Consider the following 20471-nt stretch of genomic DNA (forward strand, 5'->3'; position numbering starts at 1 on the left):
CCCGCGCCAGCGCTTGGGTTGCACGACGAATCCCCGCCGCTTTCCTTGGCCTCTGCCCGCCCCCCGATCAGCCACTGAGATGCGGCCCCATCCCATGGCGAAGACACGGGCAGGGCCCACGGCCTTGATCGGCATGTCAGCCCCACATGGCTTCCTCCCCGACCGCACCGGGGAGGAGCATGTTGGACATGAAGAACAGTGGAACCAGGTTGAGGAGCACCTTGGGGCTGGCGGGTTTTCTCCTGGTGCTCGTGACGGCCCTCGGTGCCCAGGCGCAGCCGCCCTCCTACAAGATCCCTGGCCGTCACCCGGACTCCAAGGAGCCCTGGGACGCTTTTCTTGGCAAGGCCGCGCATGAGGTCATTGGCCTGGAGTACCGCGTGCGGCATCCCTCCCACGCCGTCTTCCTTGACCCCGTCAATCTCTACAGAATCGTGAAGGTGGGGAAGTTGGGGGATCCCGAGCGTCTTTCGGAACTCGTGAGGCTCTTGCGCCCGGACATCACCGATATCGACGCCCTCGTGCTGTTCGAGATCAAGCCGGACAATGAGGAGTCGCGCTTGGAAGGGAGAGAACAGGCGGGGCGCTACCTGGCGGCGCTCAATGAGGTTGTCACGCCTGACAAGAAGCTCGCGGGAGGCACCGGCTTCGAGGGGTCGCTCTTCCTCGAATTCGAGAACGGGGGAGCACTCTGGCAGTTGTCCTGGCGCACGCCAGAGCCCGGAGTGACGCTCTACCGCTGGAGCTACCGGCGCAAGAAACCCGGTGCTTCCTGGAAGGAGCGGGCGGCCCAGAAGGCAGAGGAGTTACCCCGGGAAGAAATAGAACAGCGCGGCGAGTTGGCCGAGCAGGCGATCCGGGCTGCCTATGAAGGGGGCGAACGCCCCAAGGGCTTCCAGGGCCAGGTCTACCTGTCTGGGGACTGCCGCTGAGCGGGCGGGAGGAGTCCGCCGCCCTCGGAACGAGCGAAGTGCCTGGCGCTTGAGGCGCATCAGACCGCTGTGGTAGCGCGCAAGGCCATGAACACGGAACAGTCCCCTGTGCTCGAGTTTCCAGCGTGGCTCCACGGCACCACCGCTGCCATCCTCCGCAAGGGGAGAGCCGAGGGACGCTGGTGGGCCCGGGAGTACCTCGAGACCGGTGCCTTTCCCCAGCCCCGGCAGATGCGCCAGGTGCTGCCCGGCGAGGTGCTGGTCATGCGCTCGGGAGGCGACTTCGACCTGGGCCGCACGCGCTGGTGGGTGCACATGTTTGGCGACGTCTTCATGGGCTTGGATGAAGGCGTCCCGAAGGAGGAGCGTCCACGCACGGAAGAGTCCTTCGAGTCCTTCTGCCTGAGCACTCCGTGGGGGGCGCTCTACCATGCCGCGTCTCCGCACCCTCCGCGGAGCGCGGAGCGCATGGCGAACCGGCTCGCCTCGCTGCTCCGCTTCTGGGACGTGCTCCAGAGCCCTCGCTACGCGTTCTGGCCCGGTAGGAAGTACACGCTGGAAGAGCTCATGGAGGATATCTACGGCAAGACCCTGGAGGCCTGGTGCCCCGAAGGCCCGGCATCGGTCCGCGAGCACCTGGCCCTGACGGTGGAGCGCATGGCTCGCGCTACCCGGGAAGAGTGCACGGAGGCCGTGCTCCGGGTGATGCCTGTCGTGGTGGAAATGGACGCCGACTTGAAGCACCGCGAGGTGCTCAGTGACCCGGACTTCCTGCGCGAGCGCCTCCGCACGCTTCCCCCGGAGGACTTCGAGGATGTTTCCAGCGCCGACCGATACGCGGTGAGCGGGCGATTGTGGGCCTGGTCCAGGGAGTTGGGGCGGCATTAGCATCCGCTGTCCCATTCCCATTGCTGAACATGAACACGAATCGGCGAGAGGGAAGCACTCGCGTTGGTGCCCAAAACGGCTGATCGTTCCAGCCATCGGTTGCACGACCTCCGAGGCAAACCAGGGCCGCGCACCCACGGGGTTGTGGACGAAGAAGACGATGGCCCGTCCACGCTCCGCCCGGAACTCCCTCGACTCCTTCGCGAGAACCCCGCTCCCAACGGTTCCTCCCCGGAATCACCCCCGAGAACACCATTTGGGAGAACGGGCCCACCTGGCGCCGGGGAGAGGCAGCATCCGGTCCCGGTCCCGGTTCCGGCCGGGCCGAGCGCGGGCGCAGCTCCACATCTACCCGCGCGTCCACTTCACCGGGGTGCGAGACGAGTTGGAAGAGCAGCCGGGTACGGGTCTGTCCCTGCGCGAGCACCACCTCCAGGAACGGCCGCCTCCCGTGACGTTCCCCCGCTGAGCCGTCAGGGAAGCCCATAGACGTACTTGATGGGAGCAAGGGCTCCGCCATCCACGTCCCACGGCCAGAACACCGTGTGCACGCCTCCCTGGGGGAGCGGATCTCCAGCCACGTCTTGTACCTGGATGGAGTGAAGGACGTACAGGGCCATCCTGCCCTTGTTGCGTCTCGCGAACTCCACCTCGCCGCTGGTCAGGAAGACACTGGAGCCCGCGGATTGTGTGCCTTTGACCTCGATGAAAACCTCGCTCGTGCTGTTTCTCGCGAGAAGGTCGAAGGGCCTCTTGCTTGAGACATCTTCGATCGAGGTAAAGCCTTGCGACTGAAAGTACTCCCTGGCCCGCTGCATGGCGTGGAGCTCAACGGCCTTGCGAGTCCTTGAGTCAGTAGAAAACCCCTGTCCCGAGGGCCTGCTGGCATCGGCCGCCGCGGGAACGTCCATGGCCTCCGCATCCAGTTCCACGGGGGGCGCGGGTCTGGAGCCACTGAGCCATGCGGTCCACATCTCGGGGGCACCACGCTGGGCCTCCAGAAGCGTCCGAGCCTCGCGGCGCGCGTGCAACCATTCGACCGGGACCGGATCCGAACCCAGGATACGAAGCCGGCAGCGGTAGTTCTCGACGCGCTGTCCGTCCTCATCAAAGCGGTCAGACCACAGCGCCGTCAGCGCGCAGAGGCCCGTGAAGCGGACCCAACCCATTTCATCCTTCACGAAATGGAGGATCGGCGGCACCTCGTCTCGCTTGCCAGCTTTGACAGCCTTCCAGACGCTCTCAAGGATGCGGTTGCCACGAAATTCCGTGTAGTGCTTCCCGGGTTTCAACTTGGCATCGCCCCAGTAGAGGACCCACCCCTGCTTCGGCTCGACGATGTCCTCCCAGGGTTTGTAACTACCGCCCTGGGAGACATGCGTTGTCAGCAGGACCAGGAAGGCGGGCAGCTCCGTGAACGACGGTTGGGAAAAGTAGCGGAGCGGCCGGATCCCCGGTCCGTTCTCCATCCCGCTGCCGTCACGATTGATCCACCGCATGAACTGGTCGTCAGGCGCGCTCGGGGAGCCCCGGTTCCGGTAGCGCTCGCGCGGCTTGAAGAATTCGTTCCTGGCCATGTTCCTGGTGGAAATCGGGCCTGACCTTATCCCGACCCGCCAGTGCTGCAAAACCGCGTGAGACCTGCTGGGTCCTCACGGGTTGTCCCCAGGGCCTGAAAACGGCCGCGCGGCGAGCCAGGCTCCGAAGAACCCGACCCGCCGCGCCCCTGACGGCCCGCGCACAGGCCGCGCTTTCACTTCGTCATGCCCTCAGCGGCTTCACGCTCAGCGGGCACTCCCAATAGGTGTACTCGCACGTGGCCGACGCGGGATCGCACGGCACCCGCATCACCGTGACGAGCTCGCACGGGTGCTTCGGCGCGTCGAACACCGGGCTCGCGGGCACCTCGACCGGCGAGAGCGGCTCGGCTCCGTGGCCCTTGAAAGGCTGGCTCGCCTGCCGCGACACGCTTCCTCGCGACTGCTCCTCCTTCGTCTGCTGCGTCGAAACCTCCGGCATGCACACCACCGGCAGTACCGACGCCGTCCCCAACACCGCCCCCAGCACGCACAGCTTCGTTCGCATGGAACCCCCTTGCCGGCTGACACCCTCCTTCACGCCGATGGCGCGTCGGTTCCGGTTCAGCGGCAAGGACGCAAACTACTCGCCGGGTCTGACATCCCACGGCGCATCCAGCACGGTGGAGCCACTCCCTCCCAGGGGAAGACACATGTCCCACCCCCTGTGGTTTCAGGCACTTACGATCCAGCCCAAGAGGGCGGGATCATATCGACCCACTCCAGCGGTCATGTCATCGTCATTTGCCTGACGGTGCCCGGAGTCCAACACCCGACCCCCAGAGCACTGGCCGGACACGTCATCCGTGACGTGGTAGTCCCACACTACCTCGCGAGGGTATCGCCATGAACACGCGCAATCGCACCTCGGACGTCATGGACCTTCTCGCGCGGATTCGCGCCAACACGCCCTCCGCGGAAGAAAAAGCGCTCCTCGAGACCGCCATCAACGCGCTTCTCTTCATCACGTCGACGGGTCGGCGGTACGCGTTCTCGGACTTCCTTGAGTACCTCGAGTCCAACGCTCCCCCGCCCGTGGTCGCCTCGTTCAAGACACGCGAGGAGGCGGAATCCTGGCTGCACAGCCACCCGGAACCACCCGATTCGACGCTCGTGCTGATCGCGGGCCAGTACCACACCGTCGCGTACATCCGCGAGCTGAACCACCGCCGCCTGCTCCCCCTCACCGTGATCGAATTCCATCTCGGCCGGCTCAAGCGCGAAGGTCTCCCTCCAGCCGCAGCCTCGTTCAATACACGCGCGGAGGCGGAGGACTGGCTCATGAACCAGGCCGAGCCGCCCGAGCAGACCTTCATCCAGATCGCAGGCGACGACTACCTCGCAGTGTGCCATCGCAACGTCAATCACCGCGCGCTCTACCCGTTCGCCATGGCCCTCGATGAAGAGGCGCAGGGAGAGGACGGCGCCTGACGCCCCCTAAGCCAGGAGGGGTAAGTCCTGTCAGGGGAGAGGTTCCGGCCGCGAGGGGGAGCAACTGGTCCGATGGTCGGACCAGTCGGCACGCCGCGCGGCCGGAAGGCGCCCCGTGCTTTCCTGCGGGAGCACCCCCTGACAGGACTGACTCCAACTGGCTTAGCCCCGGAGCATCGCGAGCGCGCGCTGGAAGTCCTCGGGCAGCGGCGCCTCGACGCTCACCACGCCCCCCGTGGCGAGGCTCGGCAGGGCCAGCCGCACCGCGTGCAGCGCATGACGGCCGATCTCCTTCGCCGCCGGGTGCGCGCGCAGTTCCTCCGGGCCGTACAGCGAGTCCGCGAGCACCGGGTACCCCGCCTCCGCCATCTGCACGCGAATCTGGTGCGTCCGTCCCGTCTCCAGCTTCACCTCCACCAGCGTCGCCCCCTTCAACCGCTCGCGCACCTCGTACGAGAGCGCCGCGCGCCGAGCCGAGCGCACCTTCGTCGTGAACAGCCTCGGGTTCCTCGGATCCCTTCCATACGGCGCCTCGAGCCGGTCTCGCTCGGGCGTCTCGCCCAGCACGATCGCCCAATAGCGCTTGTCCACCTGCTTCTCCTGGAACGCCCGGTCCAGCGCCGCCACACCCGCGTCGGTGCGCGCCAGCGCGAGGCACCCGCTCGTCTCCCGGTCCAGCCGGTGCACCACGCCGGGCTGCGCGAGGCCCTCCACGTCGAACGGCGGCAGCCTCGCCGCCAGCAGCTCCACCACCGAGGGCACGGTTCCCCCCGCGGGCTCCACCACCAGCCCCGCCGGCTTGTTCACGATGACCAGCGCGGCGTCATCATGAAGCACGGGCAGCTCGGGTCCCTCGGCCGAGCGGCTCACCGCGGCGCGAGTCGGGGCGCGCGGCGGGGGCCGGCTGAGCTCGATCTCCTCTCCTCCCCACAGCTTGCGCGAGGACTGGCACTTCTTCCCGCGGATGAGCACATGGCCCTTCTCGATGAGCGCGCGCGCGCGCTCCACCGAGAGCCCGGGCACCTGGGCCGAAAGGAACTTGTCGAGCCGCTCGCCGGCGGCCTCGCGGGGGACGGGAATCTTCTGGGGCGGCATGGGAGGTCGCATTCTATGGCCGAGGACCTACCAGCACCTGCTCGTTGAGCGCCGCCAGTTCCTTCAACTTCAATTCATAGAGAGGAAACTGCTCAGGTGAATGGAAGTTCCGGCCTCTCGAAAGCTCGTTGTCGCGAATGATCCACTCCACAAGAGACCGCAGTTCCTGAAGCTCAGCCCGCCCCTTGTCACGCAAGTCGAGTGTGTCCACACCCGCGTCAATACAGAATCGTATTTCTCCGGCTAGCAGCGGAGCACGCTTCAGATGAGGCAAGCAGTCTTCGAAGAACCCACGGGAGATCCAGTTGCTCACCAACCACGCCTGATCTTCGGTAAATAAAACGCTCATGGCCTCGGAAACACCGCCGCGCGCGCGCGCTCCACCGAGAGCCCGGGCACCTGGGCCGAAAGGAACTTGTCGAGCCGCTCGCCGGCGGCCTCGCGGGGGACGGAGATCTTCTGGGGCGGCATGGAGCCCCTCTTCTACGGTGGAGCCGTCCGGGAAACCACCGGGACCTCCGGGCATCCCACGCGACGCGTGGGAATGGACGAAAGAAGGTCCGGCGGCCCGGCTTCCGGGCTACGACTGGGGCCTCAACGGGCGTCAGGAGCAGGGCATGGCACGCGGCATCGGGCGATGGGCAGCGGCGATGGTGGCGGTGGCGGCAGGGGTGCTCGCCTTCAAGCTGCTGCCCGTGGACACGTGGCTGCTGGGCGTCGTCGAGCACATCCGTGGCATGGGGATGGCCGGCTCGGTGCTCTACATCGTCCTGTACACGGTGGCGACGGTGCTGATGATGCCCGCCTCGGTGCTGACGCTGGGCGCGGGCTTCGCCTACGGGCCGGTGTACGGCTCGCTGCTGGTGGTGCTCGCGAGCAACCTCTCCGCCCTCGTCTCCTTCCTGCTCGGGCGCACCGTCCTGCGCGAGCGGGTGGGCCGCCGCCTCGTGGGCCAGCCGAGGTTCACCGCCGTGGACTCCGCCGTGGCCGCTCAGGGCTTCAAGGTGGTGTTGCTGCTGCGCCTCTCGCCCATCTTCCCCTTCAGCGTGCTCAACTACTCCCTGTCGCTCACCCGCGTGCGTCTGCGCGATTACCTCCCCGCGACCTTCCTCGGCATGCTGCCCGCCACGGTGCTCTACGTGTACCTGGGCTCCCTCGTGACGAGCGTGGCCCAGCTCTCCCGCGGCGAGCGCCCCGACGCCGGCCTCTCCGGGCAGCTCCTCTTCTGGGGCGGGCTGGCCGCCACCGCCCTCGTCACCGTGTACGTCACCCGCCTCGCGCGCCGGGCCCTCGCCGCCACGCTGAAGGAGACTCCGACGTGACCGTCCCGCACCTGCTCGAAGGTGATGCGCACGACGCCGCGCTCACCGCGCTCACCCACCCGGCGGACTGGAAGAACCCCACCCCCTCGGGGCGCTACAACCTCGTCGTCATCGGCGCGGGCACCGCGGGCCTCGTGGCCGCCGCGGGCGCGGCCGGGCTCGGCGGCAAGGTGGCCCTCATCGAGCGGCGGCTGCTGGGCGGCGACTGCCTCCACTTCGGCTGCGTGCCCTCCAAGGCCCTCCTCGCCTCGGCGCGCGTGGCCGCCACCGTGCGCGGCGCGGGCTCCTGGGGCGTGGAGGCCGGCGAGCCCCGGGTGGACTTCGCTCGGGTGATGGAGCGGGTGCGCTCGCTGCGCGCGGGCATCGCCCCCCATGACTCGGCCGAGCGCTTCCGCGGGCTGGGCGTGGACGTGTTCCTCGGCGAGGGCCGCTTCGTCGCGCCCGATGCGGTGGAGGTGGCCGGCCAGCGCCTCACCTTCTCGCGTGCCCTCATCGCCACCGGGGGCCGCCCCGCCGTGCCGGAGCTTCCGGGGCTCGCCGAGGCGGGCTACCTCACCCACGAGAGCGTCTTCACCCTCACCGCGCTGCCTCCGCGGCTGGTGGTGCTCGGCGGAGGCCCCATCGGCTGCGAGCTGGCCCAGGCCTTCCGGCGGCTCGGGGCCCGCGTGGCGCTCGTCAGCCAGGAGGACCGCCTGCTCCCCAGGGAAGACCCGGACGTGAGCGAGTGTCTGGCCCGGCGTTTCGAGGCCGAGGGCATTGCCCTGCACCTCGGTGCCCGGGCCACCCGGGTGGAGTCACAGGGCTCGGTGAAGCGTGTGCGCTTCGAGCGTGACGGTGTGGAGGGCTCGGTGGAGGGCGAGGCGCTCTTGGTGGCCACCGGCCGCGCCCCCGAGGTGGGCGGCCTGGGACTCGAGGCCGCTGGCGTCCGTCATGGCCCTCACGGTGTCGAGGTGGATGAGCACCTGCGCACCTCCCATCCGCGCATCTACGCGGCGGGGGACATCTGCTCGCGCTTCAAGTTCACCCATGCCGCGGATGCGCTCGCCCGGGTGGCGCTGCAGAACGCCCTCTTCTTCGGCCGCAAGAAGGCCAGCGCGCTGGTGATTCCCTGGTGCACGTACACGGACCCCGAGGTGGCCCACGTGGGCCTCACCTCGCACGAGGCCGAGGCCCTCGGCGCCGTCACCCTCACCGTGCCCATGTCCTCGATGGACCGCGCCATCCTCGAGGGCGACACCAAGGGTTTCGGGCGCATCCACGTGGACGCGAAGTCGGGCCGGTTGCTCGGCGGCACCCTCGTGGGCTCGCACGCCGGGGAGAACATCGGCGAGCTCTCGCTGGCGATGACGGAGGGCCTCACCGTGGGAGCCCTGGCCAACACCGTGCTCCCCTACCCCACCCGGGGCGAGGTGCTGAAACGGCTCGGAGATGCGTGGAACCGGCGCCGGCTCACGCCCCGGGCGAAGGGTTTCCTCTCCGGGTTGCTCGCCTGGCGGCGATGATGCGCGCATGGCGCCGATGACTCCCGAAGCCGCCCTCTGTGTCTTCGCCAAGCCGCCCCGCGCCGGAGAGGCCAAGACACGCCTGACTCCCGCGCTCGGAGCGGAAGGGGCCGCCCGGCTCGCCCGCGCTTTCATTCAAGACACGTGGGCCCTGGTGACGCAGGTGCCGTGGGCCGCGCCGGTGCTGGCCTCGCCGTCACCCTGGCCCGAGGGCCTGCTGCCCGGTCCGGTGGAGGTGTGGCCCCAGGGAGAGGGGGACCTGGGCGCGCGGATGGAGCGTGTCCTCCTGCGGGCCCTGGAGCGCTACCCGGCGGCGATTGCCCTGGGCGCTGACAGTCCGGGCCTGTCTCCCGGGCACCTGGAAGCGGCCCGGGCGGGCCTCGCGCACGCGGACGCGGTGTTCGGACCGAGCGAGGACGGGGGATTCTACCTGCTCGCGCTGCGGCGCCTGCCCGTGGGTGCCTTCGTGAACCTGCCCTGGAGCCAGGCCGAGACGCTCGTGCGCACCGAGGAGCGGCTGGTGTCGCTCGGGCTCACCGTGGCGCGCGTGGCGCCGTTCTTCGACGTGGATGTTCCCGAGGATCTCTCGCGCCTGGAGTCGGAGCTGGCCTCGGGGCGGCTGCGGGCTCCCGCCACCGAGGCCGCGCTCCGGGAGCTGCGGCGGTGATCTCCCTCATCCTCCCCGTGCTCAACGAGGAGCAGCGCATCGGCCAGCGGCTCGCGGAGCTGGCGGCGCTCGGGCCGGAGATTGGCGAAGTGCTCGTGGTGGATGGCGGGAGCACGGATGCCACCGTGGCTCGGGCCCGCGAGTACCCTGGTGTCACCGTGCTCTCCGCGCCTCGGGGGCGGGCCTCGCAGATGAACGCGGGCGCCGCCGCGGCCCGAGGCGACGTGCTGTGGTTCCTCCACGCCGACGTCGCCCTGCCCCCCGATGCGCTCCGGCACGTGCGCGACGCACTGGAAGATCCGCGCGTCGTGGCCGGAGCGTTCAAGACGTGGACCGTGAACGACACCGGCCGCCGCTCGTGGCTCGGTCCGCTGCTGCACCTGGCGGACCTGCGCTCGCGGTACACGCGGCTGCCCTACGGGGATCAGGCGATGTTCATCCGCGCCCGTGTGTTCCGCCTCGTGGGCGGTTTCCCCGCACAGCCGCTGATGGAGGACCTGGAGCTGTCCACTCGGCTATGGCGCGAGGGCCGCATCCGCACGGTGGAGGCGTGCGTCACGGTGTCCGGCCGGCGGTTCCTCGCTCGGCCGGTGTTCTACTTCCTCGCGGTGAATGGCTTTCCGCTGCTGTACCGGCTGGGCGTGTCACCCGCCACGCTGCTGCGCCTCTACGCTCACGTGCGCTGAGCCACCCTCGCCACCAGGCGGGCCTCGTGCCGCCCTTCCTCCGTCCACCCCTCCGTGTACGAGGCGATCTCCAGCCCCTGGAGCAGCCCGGGCAGCTCGCCGTCCTCCAACAGGAAGCGCGCCGAGGGATGTGCGTGCCTCTGGAGGTTGCTCCGCGTCGGTTGGGCGAAGATGAACAGCCCGCCCGGCGCGAGGACCTTCGAGACACCGGCGAACAGCGGCCTCCAGAGGAAGTTCAGGCAGAGCACGACGTCGAAGGGCCCGGGTGGCAGTGGCTCTGTTTCCACGTCCAGCCGCTGGCGCCGCAAGGGCACTCCGGCATCTCGCGCTCCTTCCGCCGCCCTCTCGAGCGCGACATCCGAGATGTCCGTCAGGGTGACGTCCAGGCCCCGCCTCGCGAGCCACAGGGCGTCGTGTCCGGCGCCTCCCGCCACGTCGAGCGCTCGGCCCGTCTTCGGCAGCCGGTCCGCCAGGGTGCGGAGGAACGGCGCGGGCTCCCGCGTCCCCTGCTGCTCGCTGTAGCGGATGTTCCACCTCTGCCGGTCTTCCTCGGACATGGCTCCTCCAGCGCGAACACCCTCACCCCAGCCCTCTCCCAGAGGGAGAGGGAGCATGCACGGGCTCAACCTGGGATACGTGGCACCCTCACCCCGTCCCTCTCCCGAGGGGAGAGGGGTTCTTGGGGGAGAGTGGGGGTTCTTGGTGGTTCTTGGGGGTTCTTGGTGATGATTGGGCTCAGAAGAGCGTGTCGGCGAGCTTCGCCCTCGTGTCGCCCGTGAGCACCGTGAAGCGCATCACCCGGTCCGCCCCACGCCAGACCTCGATGCTCCGCGGCAACATCTCGCCCGTCGCCGGTGAGGTGTAGTCCAGGAAACGCACGTCCCACGCCGTCCCCTTCCCGTCCTTGTACTTCAGCCGCGCCGGCAGGAAGCCTTCCTTGTACACCCAGAACTGCGGCTTGCCCTCGCCCTGCTGCCCCAGCACGTACACCACGTCGCCGCCAAAGCGCGCCAGCGACGTCGTGCGCGGATCGATGCCCAGCGAGCGCAGGTGCGCCTCCACCGCCTCGCGCCCCTCCACCGCCGACGCCGCACGCACGCCCAGCACCGCGCACACCTGCTGCACCGCTTCCGACAGCGCCGGAATCTCCGCTCCCTCCACCCGCTTGCGGCCTCCGGAGGACACCGAGGCCACTGTGTTGCCCTCCCGCGCCTTCGCCTCGAAACGGCAGCGGCCCGGCAGCTTCAGGTACACCGTGCCGTCCGCCTGCAGCTCCGGCCGGTCCGTCGGCAGGCCCAGCGCCCCTCCCGCCTCGTTCACCACCGGCCCGTAGAAGTGCAGCGAGCCGTCCGCCTTCAGCGCCGAGTACGGCATCTCCTCACGCGCCGCCACCATCCGGCGCAGGATGGCTCCGCCGGGCAGCACGTACGCGCCCGCGCTCATCGCCGCCAGGACTCCCAGCGCGAAGACCGCGCGCTTCATCACGGCCGCTCCGGCGGGCTTCACGTTCTTGCGGTTCAATGGCTCTTTCATGGGGCGGCGAATCTAGTGATGGCCCTCCCCTCCATCAAGGCAGTTAGGATGCCCTTCCATGTGGATGTGGCACCGCTTGACGCTCCTGTTCGTCCTCCTGCTCGCTCCCCTCTCCCAGGCCCAGGAGGCCTCCGGGCCCGATACCTCGCGCCAGCCGCGCGCCGAGGACCTGCGCGAAATCCTCAGCGCTCGCGCCCATGGCATGGGCGGCGCCTGGCGGGCCCTCGGCGTCGGAGCCGAGTCCGGCACCGGCAACCCCGCCGCCCTCGCCGCCTTCCGCACCTACCGCGTCGAGCTCACCGGCGCCTGGGACTGGGCGGGCAAGGACGCCTTCGGCATGGTCGCCCTCGCCGACTCGGCCACCAGCCCGCTCGCCGCTGGCGTGAGCTATCAGCTCATCTCCCTCGGCCAGGGCGTCGAGCGCGCCACCGGCCACCTCAACACCGTGGGCCTGGCCATCCCCTTCGGCAACAGTCTGATGGTCGGCGTCTCCTCGCGCTATCTGCTGCTGCGCGGCGCCCGCCAGGCCAACGCCATCACCGGTGACGCCGGCATCATCTTCCGCCCCGCCCCCATCATCTCCCTCGGCATCTCCGGCCATAACCTCATCGGCACCGGCAACGCCGAGCTCACCCGGTACTACTCGGCCCACGCCGGAGTGTTCGCCGGCCTGCTCACCCTCGCCGCCGACGTGCGCGCCGATTTCGAGACTCACGGCCGGACCACGCTCACCTACAGCGGCGGCCTGGAGTACCTGCTCGGGCAGACCTTCCCGCTGCGCGCCGGTTACACCTGGGATGGTTTCACCCGCTCCTCCCAGCTCGGCGTGGGCATCGGCGTGATGACGCCCGGAGGCGGCATCGACCTGGCGTACCGTCACGACTTCGGCGGAGAGAACGGGCGGCTCGTCGCCCTCACCCTCAAGGTGCAGGTGCAGTGAGCCCTCAGCCGCGCAGCGGGAGGTAGCGCTCGGAGGCGGAGAAGCGCACCAGCTCCACCAGCTCCTGCTCGCTGGACTTGAGCACCCTCAGCGCCGCCACCGCCGGCCCCGGGCCTCCACACGCGACGAGCCCCGCGCGGTTGGCCGAGTGGCGCGCCGCCTCCGCGAGCGCCGCGGCATCGAACTCCCGCTGGGCCGACTCCAGCAGCGCCAGGGCCCGGGCCCGCGCGTTGGGGTGCAGCGCCTCGCGCACCACCCGGGACTCGGGGCCGAACTCCGTCCCGCCCCGCAGCACCGAGGCGAGGATGGCCACCGCGCGCAGCAACTGGTCCTTCTTCAGGCAGCGCAGCGCGAGCAGGTCCGGCCCCAGGCAGGACAGGGCCCGTCCCGCGAAGAAGCGCAGCTCCGTCTCCGGCAGCACCTGGCGCACCGCGAGCCGTCCCACCAGCAGGCGCGGGGCTCCCGGGTGCACGAGCGAGAAGGGCGGACCGTCATCCTCGGAGAGGTAGAGCTCCGGGAGCCGCACGTCGAGCAGGCGCGCCACGGACTGCAGCACTTCCAGGGCGGCGCGGGCGCCAGGGCCCGAGTCCGGCCGGAGCGGCTCGTTGGAGCCCGAGGCCCGGCCAAAGGTGGGAAAGAGGCGGACGAGGGCCTGGCCCACGGAGGCGAGCAGCTCGCCCGCCGGGTTGCGCAGGCCGGGGTGGCGCAGGCCCGCGCGCTCCTCCGGGGTGAGCTTGCGGCGCGGAGGCATCGAGCCGGTGTCCTTCTCCCCCAGGAGCGCCGCGGCCACTTCCGCCATCAGCGAGCCTCGCGCCGCGTCTCCACGGTTCGTGAAGAAGGCCGAGAGCTCCCGGTAGGCCGCCGCGTCGAGGGGCCGCTCCCGCACGCGCTCGATGGCCCCCGGCCGGGCGCTCTCCATCTGGGCTGGAACCGGAGCCGGGGCTGGAACCGGAGCCGGAGGTGGTGGAGCCGGAGCAACGGCCGGGGCCGGAGTCAGCGCGGGCCTGAGGGAGGAAGCGGAGGGCGTGAGCGGCTCGGGCGAGTTGACGGAGCCGCTCCCCCGGGCCCGGCGGCGCCCGGGGACCATCTTCCCCGGGGGCGCCTCCCAGGCGATGAACCGGGTGCTCTCCACGGGCATCGGAGCGTCGGGAGGCTCCTCGGGCGCGGCCGGAGCCGGCGTCTTCGCCGGACTCGCGGGAGCGGGCAGGACCACCGCGGGCATCTCGAGGACCGTGGGCGCGGACTCGGGGCCGGCCGAGGGCGACGCCGCGGCGGGAGTGGGCGTGAGCTCCACGCCACCCGGCGGCGGGATGAGGATGCCCGTGCGCGAGCCGGTCGACTCCCGCTTGGGGACGGCGCTGCGCGGCGGCTCGGGGTGCAGGGCGGGCGCCACGCGCTCGGCGATGGCCTTGCGCAGATTCTCCGCCCGGTTGGCGTACACCTGCGCGCGCGCCGCGTCTCCGAGCACCTCGCGGCAGAAGCGCGCCAGCCGCTCCCAGGTGCCGAGGCGCTCGTCATCATCCTCCGTGGCGGTGGCGGCGTGCTCCATCGCCCACGCGGCCTCGCCGTTCTGCCCGAGCGCGATGAGGCGCTCCACCAGCAGCAGCCACGCCTCCTTGTGGCCGGGCTCGAAGCGCACCGCCTGGCGCAGCTCGGTGAGGGCGGCGTCGCGCTCCCCTCCGGACTCCAGCGTGGCCACCAGCTCCAGGCGGACCTTGCGCGTGGCCAGTCCCCGCGGCTCACGGGCGATGCGGGAGCGCAGCAGGCGGCTCAACCCCACCTTGTCGCCGAGCTGCCGCGTCACCTCCACGAGCTGGTCCTGCGCGAGCATGTCCTCGGGGTTCTCCGCGAGCACTTCCGACCAGGCCCAGTGGGCGAGCCGCGCATCGGCCAGGGGCCCTCCCGCGACCTCCGCGAGACGCCGCAGGCCCTCGGCACGGTGGGGCGTACGGCGGGGCACGGCGGCGAGCGCGGCGCGCAGACGCTCGGCGGCCCCGGCCCGGTCCTCCCCGGAGACGCACCGGGCGAGCCCCATCAACCCCGGCAGCGAGTGGGGGGAGATGGCCACCGCGGCCTCGAAATCCGCGCGGGCCCGGGCGGTCTCCCCGGTGGACAGCAGCCGCTCGCCGCGAGCCAGGAAGGCGGCGGCACGGGCCCGGGGGTTGCTCGCGCGCTGCACCGCCTCGTCGAGCACGCGCCACACCACCCAGTCATCACCATCGGCGCGCTGGGACACGAGCCGCACCTGCTCGGCGAGCGCGGCATGGTCTCCGGTGAGGGCGACGATCTGCCCGTACACCCGGGCGGCGCCCGCCAGGTCCTGCAGCTCGTTCTCCAGCAGCTCGGCGAGCCGGGTGAGGGTCTCGGCGCGGACGTCCAGGTCCTTCGAGCCATCGGCGCGATCCAGGTAGAACTGCGCCAGCTCTGGCCAGGCCCGGCGCGCGATGAGCTGGGCCTCCTGGCGCGTCTCCTCCGGATCCTCCCGCCGGGGCACCAGGCGCCGGGACGGCTCGGTGTCCTCGTCGCTGCTCCAGGGAACGGGGCCCTCCGTCTTCACCCCGGCCGGTGGAGGGATGAGCGGGGACTCGGACCGGGAGACAGGCGCCCCGGCGGAGGTGTCCTCGTCCTCCGGAAAACGCTCGGTGATCTCGAGGGTCGTGCGCCGGTGGCTGGAGGCGTCCCCGGCGAAGTCGTCCCGGGGAGGCGCGGCGGGAGTCCCGGAGACCGCGAAGGGCAGACCGGACGCCTCGGAGGTGGCCTCCTCCTCCTCGACGTGGGGCCAGATCGCGGGCAGCTCCAGCTCGAGGACGGTCCTGTGCCGGTCATCAACGGGAGCCGCTGGGGCAGCGGGCGCGGGGGCGGTCCCGGCCCGGGGTGGGGAGGCACGCGTCACGAAGCGCGCGTCCGGCGGGCCCGAGGCCTCCACGGTGTGCTCCTCCTCCAGCCAGGGCGAGGAGAACTCGACGGTCTCGCTCCGGTCCTCGGCGGCGCGCGTCTCCTCGGGCGCCGGTTCCTCCACGAGGGCCTGGCCCTGCACGATGGGGACGGAGAGGGCCTCGGCCTCCTCGTCGCGCTCGGCGGCGTGGCGGAGACGGCGGAAGAGGACGTCGAGCAGCCTGCGGGCGCGGCGGTCCTCGGGGGACTCGTCGACGAGTGCCTGGAGCGACTCGACGGCCCTGGGGAGCTGGCCCACCCGGCGCAGCACGCGGGCGAGCTGCAGCCGCACGGCCCGGCGGACCTCGCCCCGGGTATTGCCGAGGGCGGACGAGAGCAGCGCGATGACGGCGGCCTCGGTGCCCGCGCGAAGGGAGAAGGTGACGAGCGCGGAGGCGAGACGCGGCGTCATGGGCAGGGCGCGGCTGGCCCGCACCAGCTCGCCGAAGGCGTGGGCGGCGTGACCCTCCTTCAGCAGGCGGGCGGCGCTCTGGCGGTGACGCTCCACGAGCTCGGGCACGCCGGTACCCGGCCCGGACTCCGGCGAACCGGCGTCATTGCCGTTTCTCACGACACCCATGGGTGGGGCAGTCTACACAGGATGCCGCCTCCGGTCGTCACCGTCCTCCTGCCCGCCCGAAACGCCGAGCGCACCGTGGCGCGCGCGGTGGAGAGCGTCCTGGAAGGCACTCTGCGTGAAATCCGGGTGCTCGCGGTGGACGACGGCTCGACGGACGGGACGCGCGGGGTGCTCGAGGGGCTGGCGGCAAGGGACGCCCGGGTGGAAGTGCTGGAGGGAGGGGGCCGGGGGCTGGTGGCGGCGCTCAACCTGGCGCTCTCGCATGCCACCTCCCCCTACGTGGCGCGGATGGACGCGGATGACGAGGCGCTACCGAGGCGCCTGGAGGCGAGCGTCGCGGCGCTGGAGGCGGACCCCAGCCTGGGCGGGGTGGGCACCGGGGTGGAGATGTTCCGGGAGGATCAACCGGTGAGCCCCGCGATGAGGGATTACGCGGCGTGGCTCAACGGGCTCACCACGCCCGAGCGGCTGCACCGTGAGCGCTTCGTGGAGAGCCCCATCTGCCACCCGTCGGTGTGCCTGAGGCGGGAGGCGGTGGTGGCGGTGGGAGGGTGGGAGCACGGCGACTTCCCGGAGGACTACGACCTGTGGCTGAAGCTCATCCACCAGGGCCACGGGATGCACAACCTGCCCGAGGTGCTGTTCCGCTGGAGGGACAGCTCGGAGCGGATGACGCGCACGGACCCGAGGTACGCGCACAAACGGTTCATCTGGGTGAAGGCGCGCTATCTGGCGCGCAGCCGCGAGGTGGCGGGGCGTCCGCTGACGGTATGGGGCACGGGCCCGGGAGGGCTCATCCTCACGCGCTTCCTGCTGGCGGAGGGAGCGCGGGTGGAGCGCTTCATCGACGTGCACCCGCGCAAGGTGGGCACACGCATCCACGGGATTCCGGTGGACGCGCCGGAGTCACTGGGAGCGCCGCCCGAGGACACGCACCTCATCGCGGCGGTGGGAGTGCGAGGCATCCGCGACGAGATCCGAACCGCCCTCACCACTCTGGGCTGGGTCGAAGGCGTGCACTTCACCTGCGCCGCGTAACCACCCCTCTCCCCTCGGGAGAGGGACGGGGTGAGGGTATCGGATGAACCCGGGTTGCACCCACGCACTGAGTCCAGGCTGTGTGAGGAGTGTCCCTCCCGTGCGGTAACATCGCGCGCGCGGCCCTTCACCCAGGGCCCGAGCGAATCAATAGAGGAACCCATGACCCCCACCGGCCGAGTCACCCGGTCCCCCCTCCACCTTGCTCCCCTGCTGCTCCTGCTCGCCCTGGGAGCCTGCGGCGACAACCCCAAGCCCACCGCGGATGCAGGCATCGGCGATGGCGGCACGGAGCAGCCGGACGCTGGCACCGAGCAACCGGACTCCGGCACGGAGCAGCCGGACGCTGGCACCGAGCAGCCGGACGCTGGCACGAATCAGTGTGGCACCAGCCTGCTGCCGTTCGCGGAGGCGGTGGCGAACAAGGCCCTCCTCCAGGACACGTCGGTGGACATCCTGGAGCGGCTGCGCGCCATCCCCGGGCTCACCGTGCAGGAGAATCCCAACGGGGCGCGGGTGCCCACGGGCTACCGCTTCTTCATCATGCAGTACGACCAGCCGGCGGATCACTCCCGTCCGGAGTGCCAGCGCTTCCAGCAGCGCCTGACGTTGCTGCACACGTCGGACACGGCGCCCATGGTCCTCTACACCGGCGGCTACTACGTCTCCGTGAGCCCGGGCCGCCGCGAGCTGACCTCGCTGCTGAGCGCCAACCAACTCTCCGTCGAGCACCGCTTCTTCCTGCCGAGCCGCCCGGAGCCGGCGGACTGGAGCCAGCTCACCCTCCAGCAGTCGGCCGCGGACTTCCACCGCATCGTGCAGGCCTTCAAGCCCCTCTACGGAGGGCGCTGGCTGTCCACGGGAGCCAGCAAGGGCGGTGAGACGGTGGTGTTCTTCCGGCGCTTCTACCCGGACGACGTGGACGCGACGGTGGCGTACGTGGCGCCCATCGCGCGCAAGGACGACGCGCGCTTCCCCGCCTTCCAGGACGCTGTCGGTGGCACCGCCCAGGCCGCCTGCCGCGAGCGCATCCACACCTTCCAGCGGACGGTGCTGGAGCGGCGCGAGGAGATGCTGGGGCTGTTGCGAGCCTACGCACAGGAGAAGGGGCTGACGTACACGCAGCTCGGCTTCGAGAAGGCGCTGGAGCACGCCGTCATCGAGACCTATTTCGCCTTCTGGCAGTACAACTCACCGGCCAATTGCGACCTGTTCCCGGGGAGCGAGGCGACGGGGGCGGAGCTGCTGACGCGGATGAACGAGGAGGTGGGCCTGGCCACGTTCGCCGACAATGGCACCAGCGGCCTCGGCCACTACGCGCCCTACTACTATCAAGCGGCGGTGGAGCTGGGCTGGCCCCGGCCGTACGAGGCCTTCCTGGGAAGCCTCATCCACTTCCCGGACACGGACACCGCGCCGGTCTATTCACCGCCCGGCCTGCCGCTCGTCTTCCGCGATCAAGCCATGCAGGACATCCAGGACTGGGTGTCCACGCAGGGCGAGCGGTTGATGTTCATCTACGGCGAGTTGGATCCATGGAGCGCGGCGGCCTACTCGCTCGGAGGCGCCAGGGACTCGTACCTGTACGAGGTGCCGGGTGGAAACCACGGCAGCAACATCAGCCGGCTCCCCGACGAGCAGTTCTCCCAGGCTTACGAGACGGTGCGCCGCTGGGCGGGTATCGCCACCACCGGGCTCAAGCACGCGCCCCCGGCCCGGGTGGAGCCCCAGTTCGAGGAGTTCGCCCCGCACCTGCCGCCGCGCCTGCGTCAGCGCACCGCCCCGTAGGCGGCCGGACGGGGGCAACTCACTGCCAGGAGAAGTCGCACACGATATCGAGCTTCTCCCTCCGAGCGCGCGGTGGCCTGGCTTCCCCGGGCCCCCGCCGCCTCGAGCATCTTCAGCACCAGCCCCTCGTGGACCGGAGGGGGCATGAAGCCTCCCCGCGTGCTGAGACGTCCCTCGCGTGGCCCCAGCCATTCCACCTGCGAGCTTCCGTAGCTCATCGCCACGCGGAAGGCGGCCGGCAGGCTGCTGATCAACGGCTTGGGACTCCCCTTCGCCAGCAGCAGCATCGCCCTGCCAGCCACCGAGGCCAGGAAGTCGATGGAGGACTGACGACCGATCTGCCGCAGTGCGGCCTCCGCGCCCCCATGCCGCTCGGCGAGCGTGGGCAGCGCGGTGAACAGGATGGGAAACATCAAATCCATGGGGTAGCTGAAGAAGTCCACGAAGCGCTCCTGGCCACACGCCTCCAGGCAACGGCTCACCAGCGCCTCGTCCCCCAGCGTCCGGAGGTTCTCCAGCAGGCCCTTGAAGAAGAAGCCGCGGATGGTGTGCTCCGGCTTCACGAAGGTCCTGCGCCGCGCCAGGTCCTCGAGCCAGAACTCCAGGGGCTGCTCCGTGCTCCCCATGCGCTCCCCCGTCATGACCCGGCGACACCCGCCGCCGCGAAGAAGCGCGCGAGATCCTCGGGAATGGGAGCCTCGAACCGCACCGGCCTGCCCGTGCTCGGGTGCCCCAGCGCCAACGCCTGGGCATGCAGCAGGCACCGCGGCGCGGCAAGCCCTCCCGCCTGCGCGGCGCCGCCGTAACGCTTGTCCCCGAGGATGGGCGCGCCCAGTGCCGTCAAGTGCGCGCGGAGTTGATGCGTCCGCCCCGTCTGGGGCAGCAGCTCCACCAGAGAGAAGTCCGCCCCCGCGTGCAGCACGCGGTACTCCGTGAGCGCGGGAATCCCATTCGCCGCGCGGGTTGCCCGCCAGCGTCCCGGACGGGAGGGATCCTTCGACAACGGCAAGTCGATGGTGCCCGTCGAGGGCAGCTCCACCGGCCCCACCGCCGCCAGGTAACGCTTGCGCGCCCGGCCCTCGCGGAACTCCTCCGCGAGCGCCGTCGTCGCCTGGGGCGTCTTCCCGAACACCGTCACCCCGGACGTCTCCCGGTCCAACCGGTGCACCAGGCCCGCCGGGCGCTTCAGGTACTCGCCCACCCGGTCCACCAGGCTGTCGCCGACCCGCCCCTCCGTGGGCTGCGCCGTCATCCCCGCGGGCTTGTCCACCGCGATGAGCTCGGCGTCCTCGTGCAGGATGCGCAACGCCGGTGCCGAGGCCGGGGGCGCCGCGAGCGGGCTCTGTCCGCCCTCCTCCAGCACCACCGTCACCACCTGCCCCGCCGCCAGTCGCGTCCCCGCGTCCCGGCTCCGGCGCCCGGCCACGTACACCGCGCCCACGCCCACCAGACGCTCGGCCTCCTCGCGTGGCACGCCCAGCTCCCCCGCCAGTGCCTCTCCCAGGGGACGGCCCGTGTGGGCGGCTTCGACTCGGAAGGTGCGGCGCTTCATCCGCGG

General features: G+C 70.7%; 20 protein-coding genes. 10 read left to right on the forward strand and 10 right to left on the reverse strand.

Translation table 11 applies throughout. The features are described 5' to 3' along the window. Positions 1-179: 179 nt before the first annotated feature. Together ACN28I_RS18980 and ACN28I_RS18985 are read left to right on the forward strand one after the other, a co-directional pair. Complete coding sequence (locus tag ACN28I_RS18980; RefSeq protein WP_420943388.1) at positions 180-932, forward strand: hypothetical protein; 753 nt, start codon at positions 180-182, stop codon at positions 930-932. 87 nt (positions 933-1019) lie between these two features. Then, the gene (locus ACN28I_RS18985) at positions 1020-1820 is read left to right on the forward strand and encodes a hypothetical protein (RefSeq protein WP_420943389.1); all 801 of its coding nucleotides are present in this window, start codon (positions 1020-1022) and stop codon (positions 1818-1820) included. 473 nt (positions 1821-2293) lie between these two features. Here ACN28I_RS18985 and ACN28I_RS18990 read toward each other — a convergent pair whose 3' ends face one another. Continuing rightward, positions 2294-3397 carry a protein NO VEIN domain-containing protein gene (locus ACN28I_RS18990; protein WP_420943390.1) on the reverse strand — a complete coding sequence of 368 codons (1104 nt, stop codon included), beginning with the start codon at positions 3395-3397 and terminating at the stop codon, positions 2294-2296. A gap of 184 nt (positions 3398-3581) precedes the next feature. Then, positions 3582-3905: a hypothetical protein gene (locus ACN28I_RS18995; RefSeq protein WP_420943391.1), complete on the reverse strand. Its 324-nt coding sequence runs from the start codon at positions 3903-3905 to the stop codon at positions 3582-3584. Between the two features lie 338 nt (positions 3906-4243). Here ACN28I_RS18995 and ACN28I_RS19000 point away from each other — a divergent pair, with 338 nt between their 5' ends. After that, positions 4244-4828, forward strand: coding sequence for a head protein (locus ACN28I_RS19000; protein ID WP_420943392.1), 585 nt, complete (start codon positions 4244-4246; stop codon positions 4826-4828). 162 nt (positions 4829-4990) lie between these two features. Here ACN28I_RS19000 and ACN28I_RS19005 read toward each other — a convergent pair whose 3' ends face one another. The 3 genes from ACN28I_RS19005 to ACN28I_RS19015 are packed head-to-tail and all read right to left on the reverse strand — an operon-like array spanning position 4991 to position 6394. Beyond that, positions 4991-5923, reverse strand: a complete 933-nt coding sequence (locus ACN28I_RS19005; RefSeq protein ID WP_420943393.1) for an RluA family pseudouridine synthase — start codon at positions 5921-5923, stop codon at positions 4991-4993. Positions 5924-5936: 13 nt separating this feature from the next. Continuing rightward, positions 5937-6236: a hypothetical protein gene (locus tag ACN28I_RS19010; protein WP_420943394.1), complete on the reverse strand. Its 300-nt coding sequence runs from the start codon at positions 6234-6236 to the stop codon at positions 5937-5939. Positions 6237-6268: 32 nt separating this feature from the next. Continuing rightward, a complete protein-coding gene (locus ACN28I_RS19015) occupies positions 6269-6394 on the reverse strand; it encodes a hypothetical protein (protein ID WP_420943395.1) in 126 nt (41 codons plus the stop codon). A gap of 146 nt (positions 6395-6540) precedes the next feature. Between ACN28I_RS19015 and ACN28I_RS19020 the strand changes: the two genes are divergently transcribed. The 4 genes from ACN28I_RS19020 to ACN28I_RS19035 are packed head-to-tail and all read left to right on the forward strand — an operon-like array spanning position 6541 to position 10100. Next, positions 6541-7245, forward strand: coding sequence for a TVP38/TMEM64 family protein (locus ACN28I_RS19020; protein WP_420943396.1), 705 nt, complete (start codon positions 6541-6543; stop codon positions 7243-7245). Further along, positions 7242-8747, forward strand: a complete 1506-nt coding sequence (locus ACN28I_RS19025; protein ID WP_420943397.1) for a mercuric reductase — start codon at positions 7242-7244, stop codon at positions 8745-8747. Before ACN28I_RS19020 ends, ACN28I_RS19025 begins: the two co-directional genes overlap by 4 nt. A 7-nt stretch (positions 8748-8754) precedes the next feature. Then, positions 8755-9414, forward strand: coding sequence for a TIGR04282 family arsenosugar biosynthesis glycosyltransferase (locus ACN28I_RS19030; RefSeq protein WP_420943398.1), 660 nt, complete (start codon positions 8755-8757; stop codon positions 9412-9414). Next, entirely contained in the window at positions 9411-10100 is a 690-nt protein-coding gene (locus ACN28I_RS19035) for a TIGR04283 family arsenosugar biosynthesis glycosyltransferase (RefSeq protein ID WP_420943399.1), read from the forward strand. Before ACN28I_RS19030 ends, ACN28I_RS19035 begins: the two co-directional genes overlap by 4 nt. On the opposite strand, the gene ACN28I_RS19040 is transcribed toward ACN28I_RS19035, so the two are convergent. Then, the gene (locus tag ACN28I_RS19040) at positions 10088-10657 is read right to left on the reverse strand and encodes a class I SAM-dependent methyltransferase (protein ID WP_420943400.1); all 570 of its coding nucleotides are present in this window, start codon (positions 10655-10657) and stop codon (positions 10088-10090) included. The genes ACN28I_RS19035 and ACN28I_RS19040 overlap by 13 nt on opposite strands. A 178-nt stretch (positions 10658-10835) precedes the next feature. Beyond that, the gene (locus ACN28I_RS19045) at positions 10836-11633 is read right to left on the reverse strand and encodes a hypothetical protein (protein WP_420943401.1); all 798 of its coding nucleotides are present in this window, start codon (positions 11631-11633) and stop codon (positions 10836-10838) included. 76 nt (positions 11634-11709) lie between these two features. Here ACN28I_RS19045 and ACN28I_RS19050 point away from each other — a divergent pair, with 76 nt between their 5' ends. Beyond that, positions 11710-12573 (forward strand): hypothetical protein, encoded by an 864-nt coding sequence (locus ACN28I_RS19050; protein WP_420943402.1) that lies wholly within the window; start codon positions 11710-11712, stop codon positions 12571-12573. A 4-nt stretch (positions 12574-12577) separates the two neighbouring features. On the opposite strand, the gene ACN28I_RS19055 is transcribed toward ACN28I_RS19050, so the two are convergent. Continuing rightward, complete coding sequence (locus tag ACN28I_RS19055; protein ID WP_420943403.1) at positions 12578-16087, reverse strand: tetratricopeptide repeat protein; 3510 nt, start codon at positions 16085-16087, stop codon at positions 12578-12580. A gap of 21 nt (positions 16088-16108) precedes the next feature. Here ACN28I_RS19055 and ACN28I_RS19060 point away from each other — a divergent pair, with 21 nt between their 5' ends. Both ACN28I_RS19060 and ACN28I_RS19065 read left to right on the forward strand, forming a co-directional pair. Next, positions 16109-17125 (forward strand): glycosyltransferase, encoded by a 1017-nt coding sequence (locus ACN28I_RS19060; protein ID WP_420943404.1) that lies wholly within the window; start codon positions 16109-16111, stop codon positions 17123-17125. A 162-nt stretch (positions 17126-17287) separates the two neighbouring features. Next, positions 17288-18913: a S28 family serine protease gene (locus tag ACN28I_RS19065; RefSeq protein ID WP_420943405.1), complete on the forward strand. Its 1626-nt coding sequence runs from the start codon at positions 17288-17290 to the stop codon at positions 18911-18913. On the opposite strand, the gene ACN28I_RS19070 is transcribed toward ACN28I_RS19065, so the two are convergent. Next, complete coding sequence (locus tag ACN28I_RS19070; RefSeq protein WP_420943406.1) at positions 18895-19554, reverse strand: TIGR02265 family protein; 660 nt, start codon at positions 19552-19554, stop codon at positions 18895-18897. The two genes, ACN28I_RS19065 and ACN28I_RS19070, sit on opposite strands and share 19 nt — an antisense overlap. Next, positions 19551-20465, reverse strand: coding sequence for an RluA family pseudouridine synthase (locus tag ACN28I_RS19075; RefSeq protein ID WP_420943407.1), 915 nt, complete (start codon positions 20463-20465; stop codon positions 19551-19553). Before ACN28I_RS19075 ends, ACN28I_RS19070 begins: the two co-directional genes overlap by 4 nt. Positions 20466-20471: the final 6 nt, after the last annotated feature.

It is taken from the genome of Archangium gephyra (assembly GCF_049060025.1).
GTDB classification, from domain to species: Bacteria; Myxococcota; Myxococcia; order Myxococcales; family Myxococcaceae; genus Archangium; species Archangium gephyra_A.

Excerpts from the sequence above, each read along its gene's own strand:
- ACN28I_RS18980 (WP_420943388.1), top strand. The coding sequence starts at position 180 with ATGTTGGACATGAAGAACAGTGGAACCAGGTTGAGGAGCACCTTGGGG.
- ACN28I_RS18985 (WP_420943389.1), top strand. The coding sequence starts at position 1,020 with ATGAACACGGAACAGTCCCCTGTGCTCGAGTTTCCAGCGTGGCTCCAC.
- ACN28I_RS18990 (WP_420943390.1), bottom strand. The coding sequence starts at position 3,397 with ATGGCCAGGAACGAATTCTTCAAGCCGCGCGAGCGCTACCGGAACCGG.
- ACN28I_RS18995 (WP_420943391.1), bottom strand. The coding sequence starts at position 3,905 with ATGCGAACGAAGCTGTGCGTGCTGGGGGCGGTGTTGGGGACGGCGTCG.
- ACN28I_RS19000 (WP_420943392.1), top strand. The coding sequence starts at position 4,244 with ATGAACACGCGCAATCGCACCTCGGACGTCATGGACCTTCTCGCGCGG.
- ACN28I_RS19005 (WP_420943393.1), bottom strand. The coding sequence starts at position 5,923 with ATGCCGCCCCAGAAGATTCCCGTCCCCCGCGAGGCCGCCGGCGAGCGG.
- ACN28I_RS19015 (WP_420943395.1), bottom strand. The coding sequence starts at position 6,394 with ATGCCGCCCCAGAAGATCTCCGTCCCCCGCGAGGCCGCCGGCGAGCGG.
- ACN28I_RS19020 (WP_420943396.1), top strand. The coding sequence starts at position 6,541 with ATGGCACGCGGCATCGGGCGATGGGCAGCGGCGATGGTGGCGGTGGCG.
- ACN28I_RS19030 (WP_420943398.1), top strand. The coding sequence starts at position 8,755 with ATGGCGCCGATGACTCCCGAAGCCGCCCTCTGTGTCTTCGCCAAGCCG.
- ACN28I_RS19040 (WP_420943400.1), bottom strand. The coding sequence starts at position 10,657 with ATGTCCGAGGAAGACCGGCAGAGGTGGAACATCCGCTACAGCGAGCAG.
- ACN28I_RS19045 (WP_420943401.1), bottom strand. The coding sequence starts at position 11,633 with ATGAAAGAGCCATTGAACCGCAAGAACGTGAAGCCCGCCGGAGCGGCC.
- ACN28I_RS19055 (WP_420943403.1), bottom strand. The coding sequence starts at position 16,087 with ATGGGTGTCGTGAGAAACGGCAATGACGCCGGTTCGCCGGAGTCCGGG.
- ACN28I_RS19060 (WP_420943404.1), top strand. The coding sequence starts at position 16,109 with ATGCCGCCTCCGGTCGTCACCGTCCTCCTGCCCGCCCGAAACGCCGAG.
- ACN28I_RS19065 (WP_420943405.1), top strand. The coding sequence starts at position 17,288 with ATGACCCCCACCGGCCGAGTCACCCGGTCCCCCCTCCACCTTGCTCCC.
- ACN28I_RS19070 (WP_420943406.1), bottom strand. The coding sequence starts at position 19,554 with ATGACGGGGGAGCGCATGGGGAGCACGGAGCAGCCCCTGGAGTTCTGG.
- ACN28I_RS19075 (WP_420943407.1), bottom strand. The coding sequence starts at position 20,465 with ATGAAGCGCCGCACCTTCCGAGTCGAAGCCGCCCACACGGGCCGTCCC.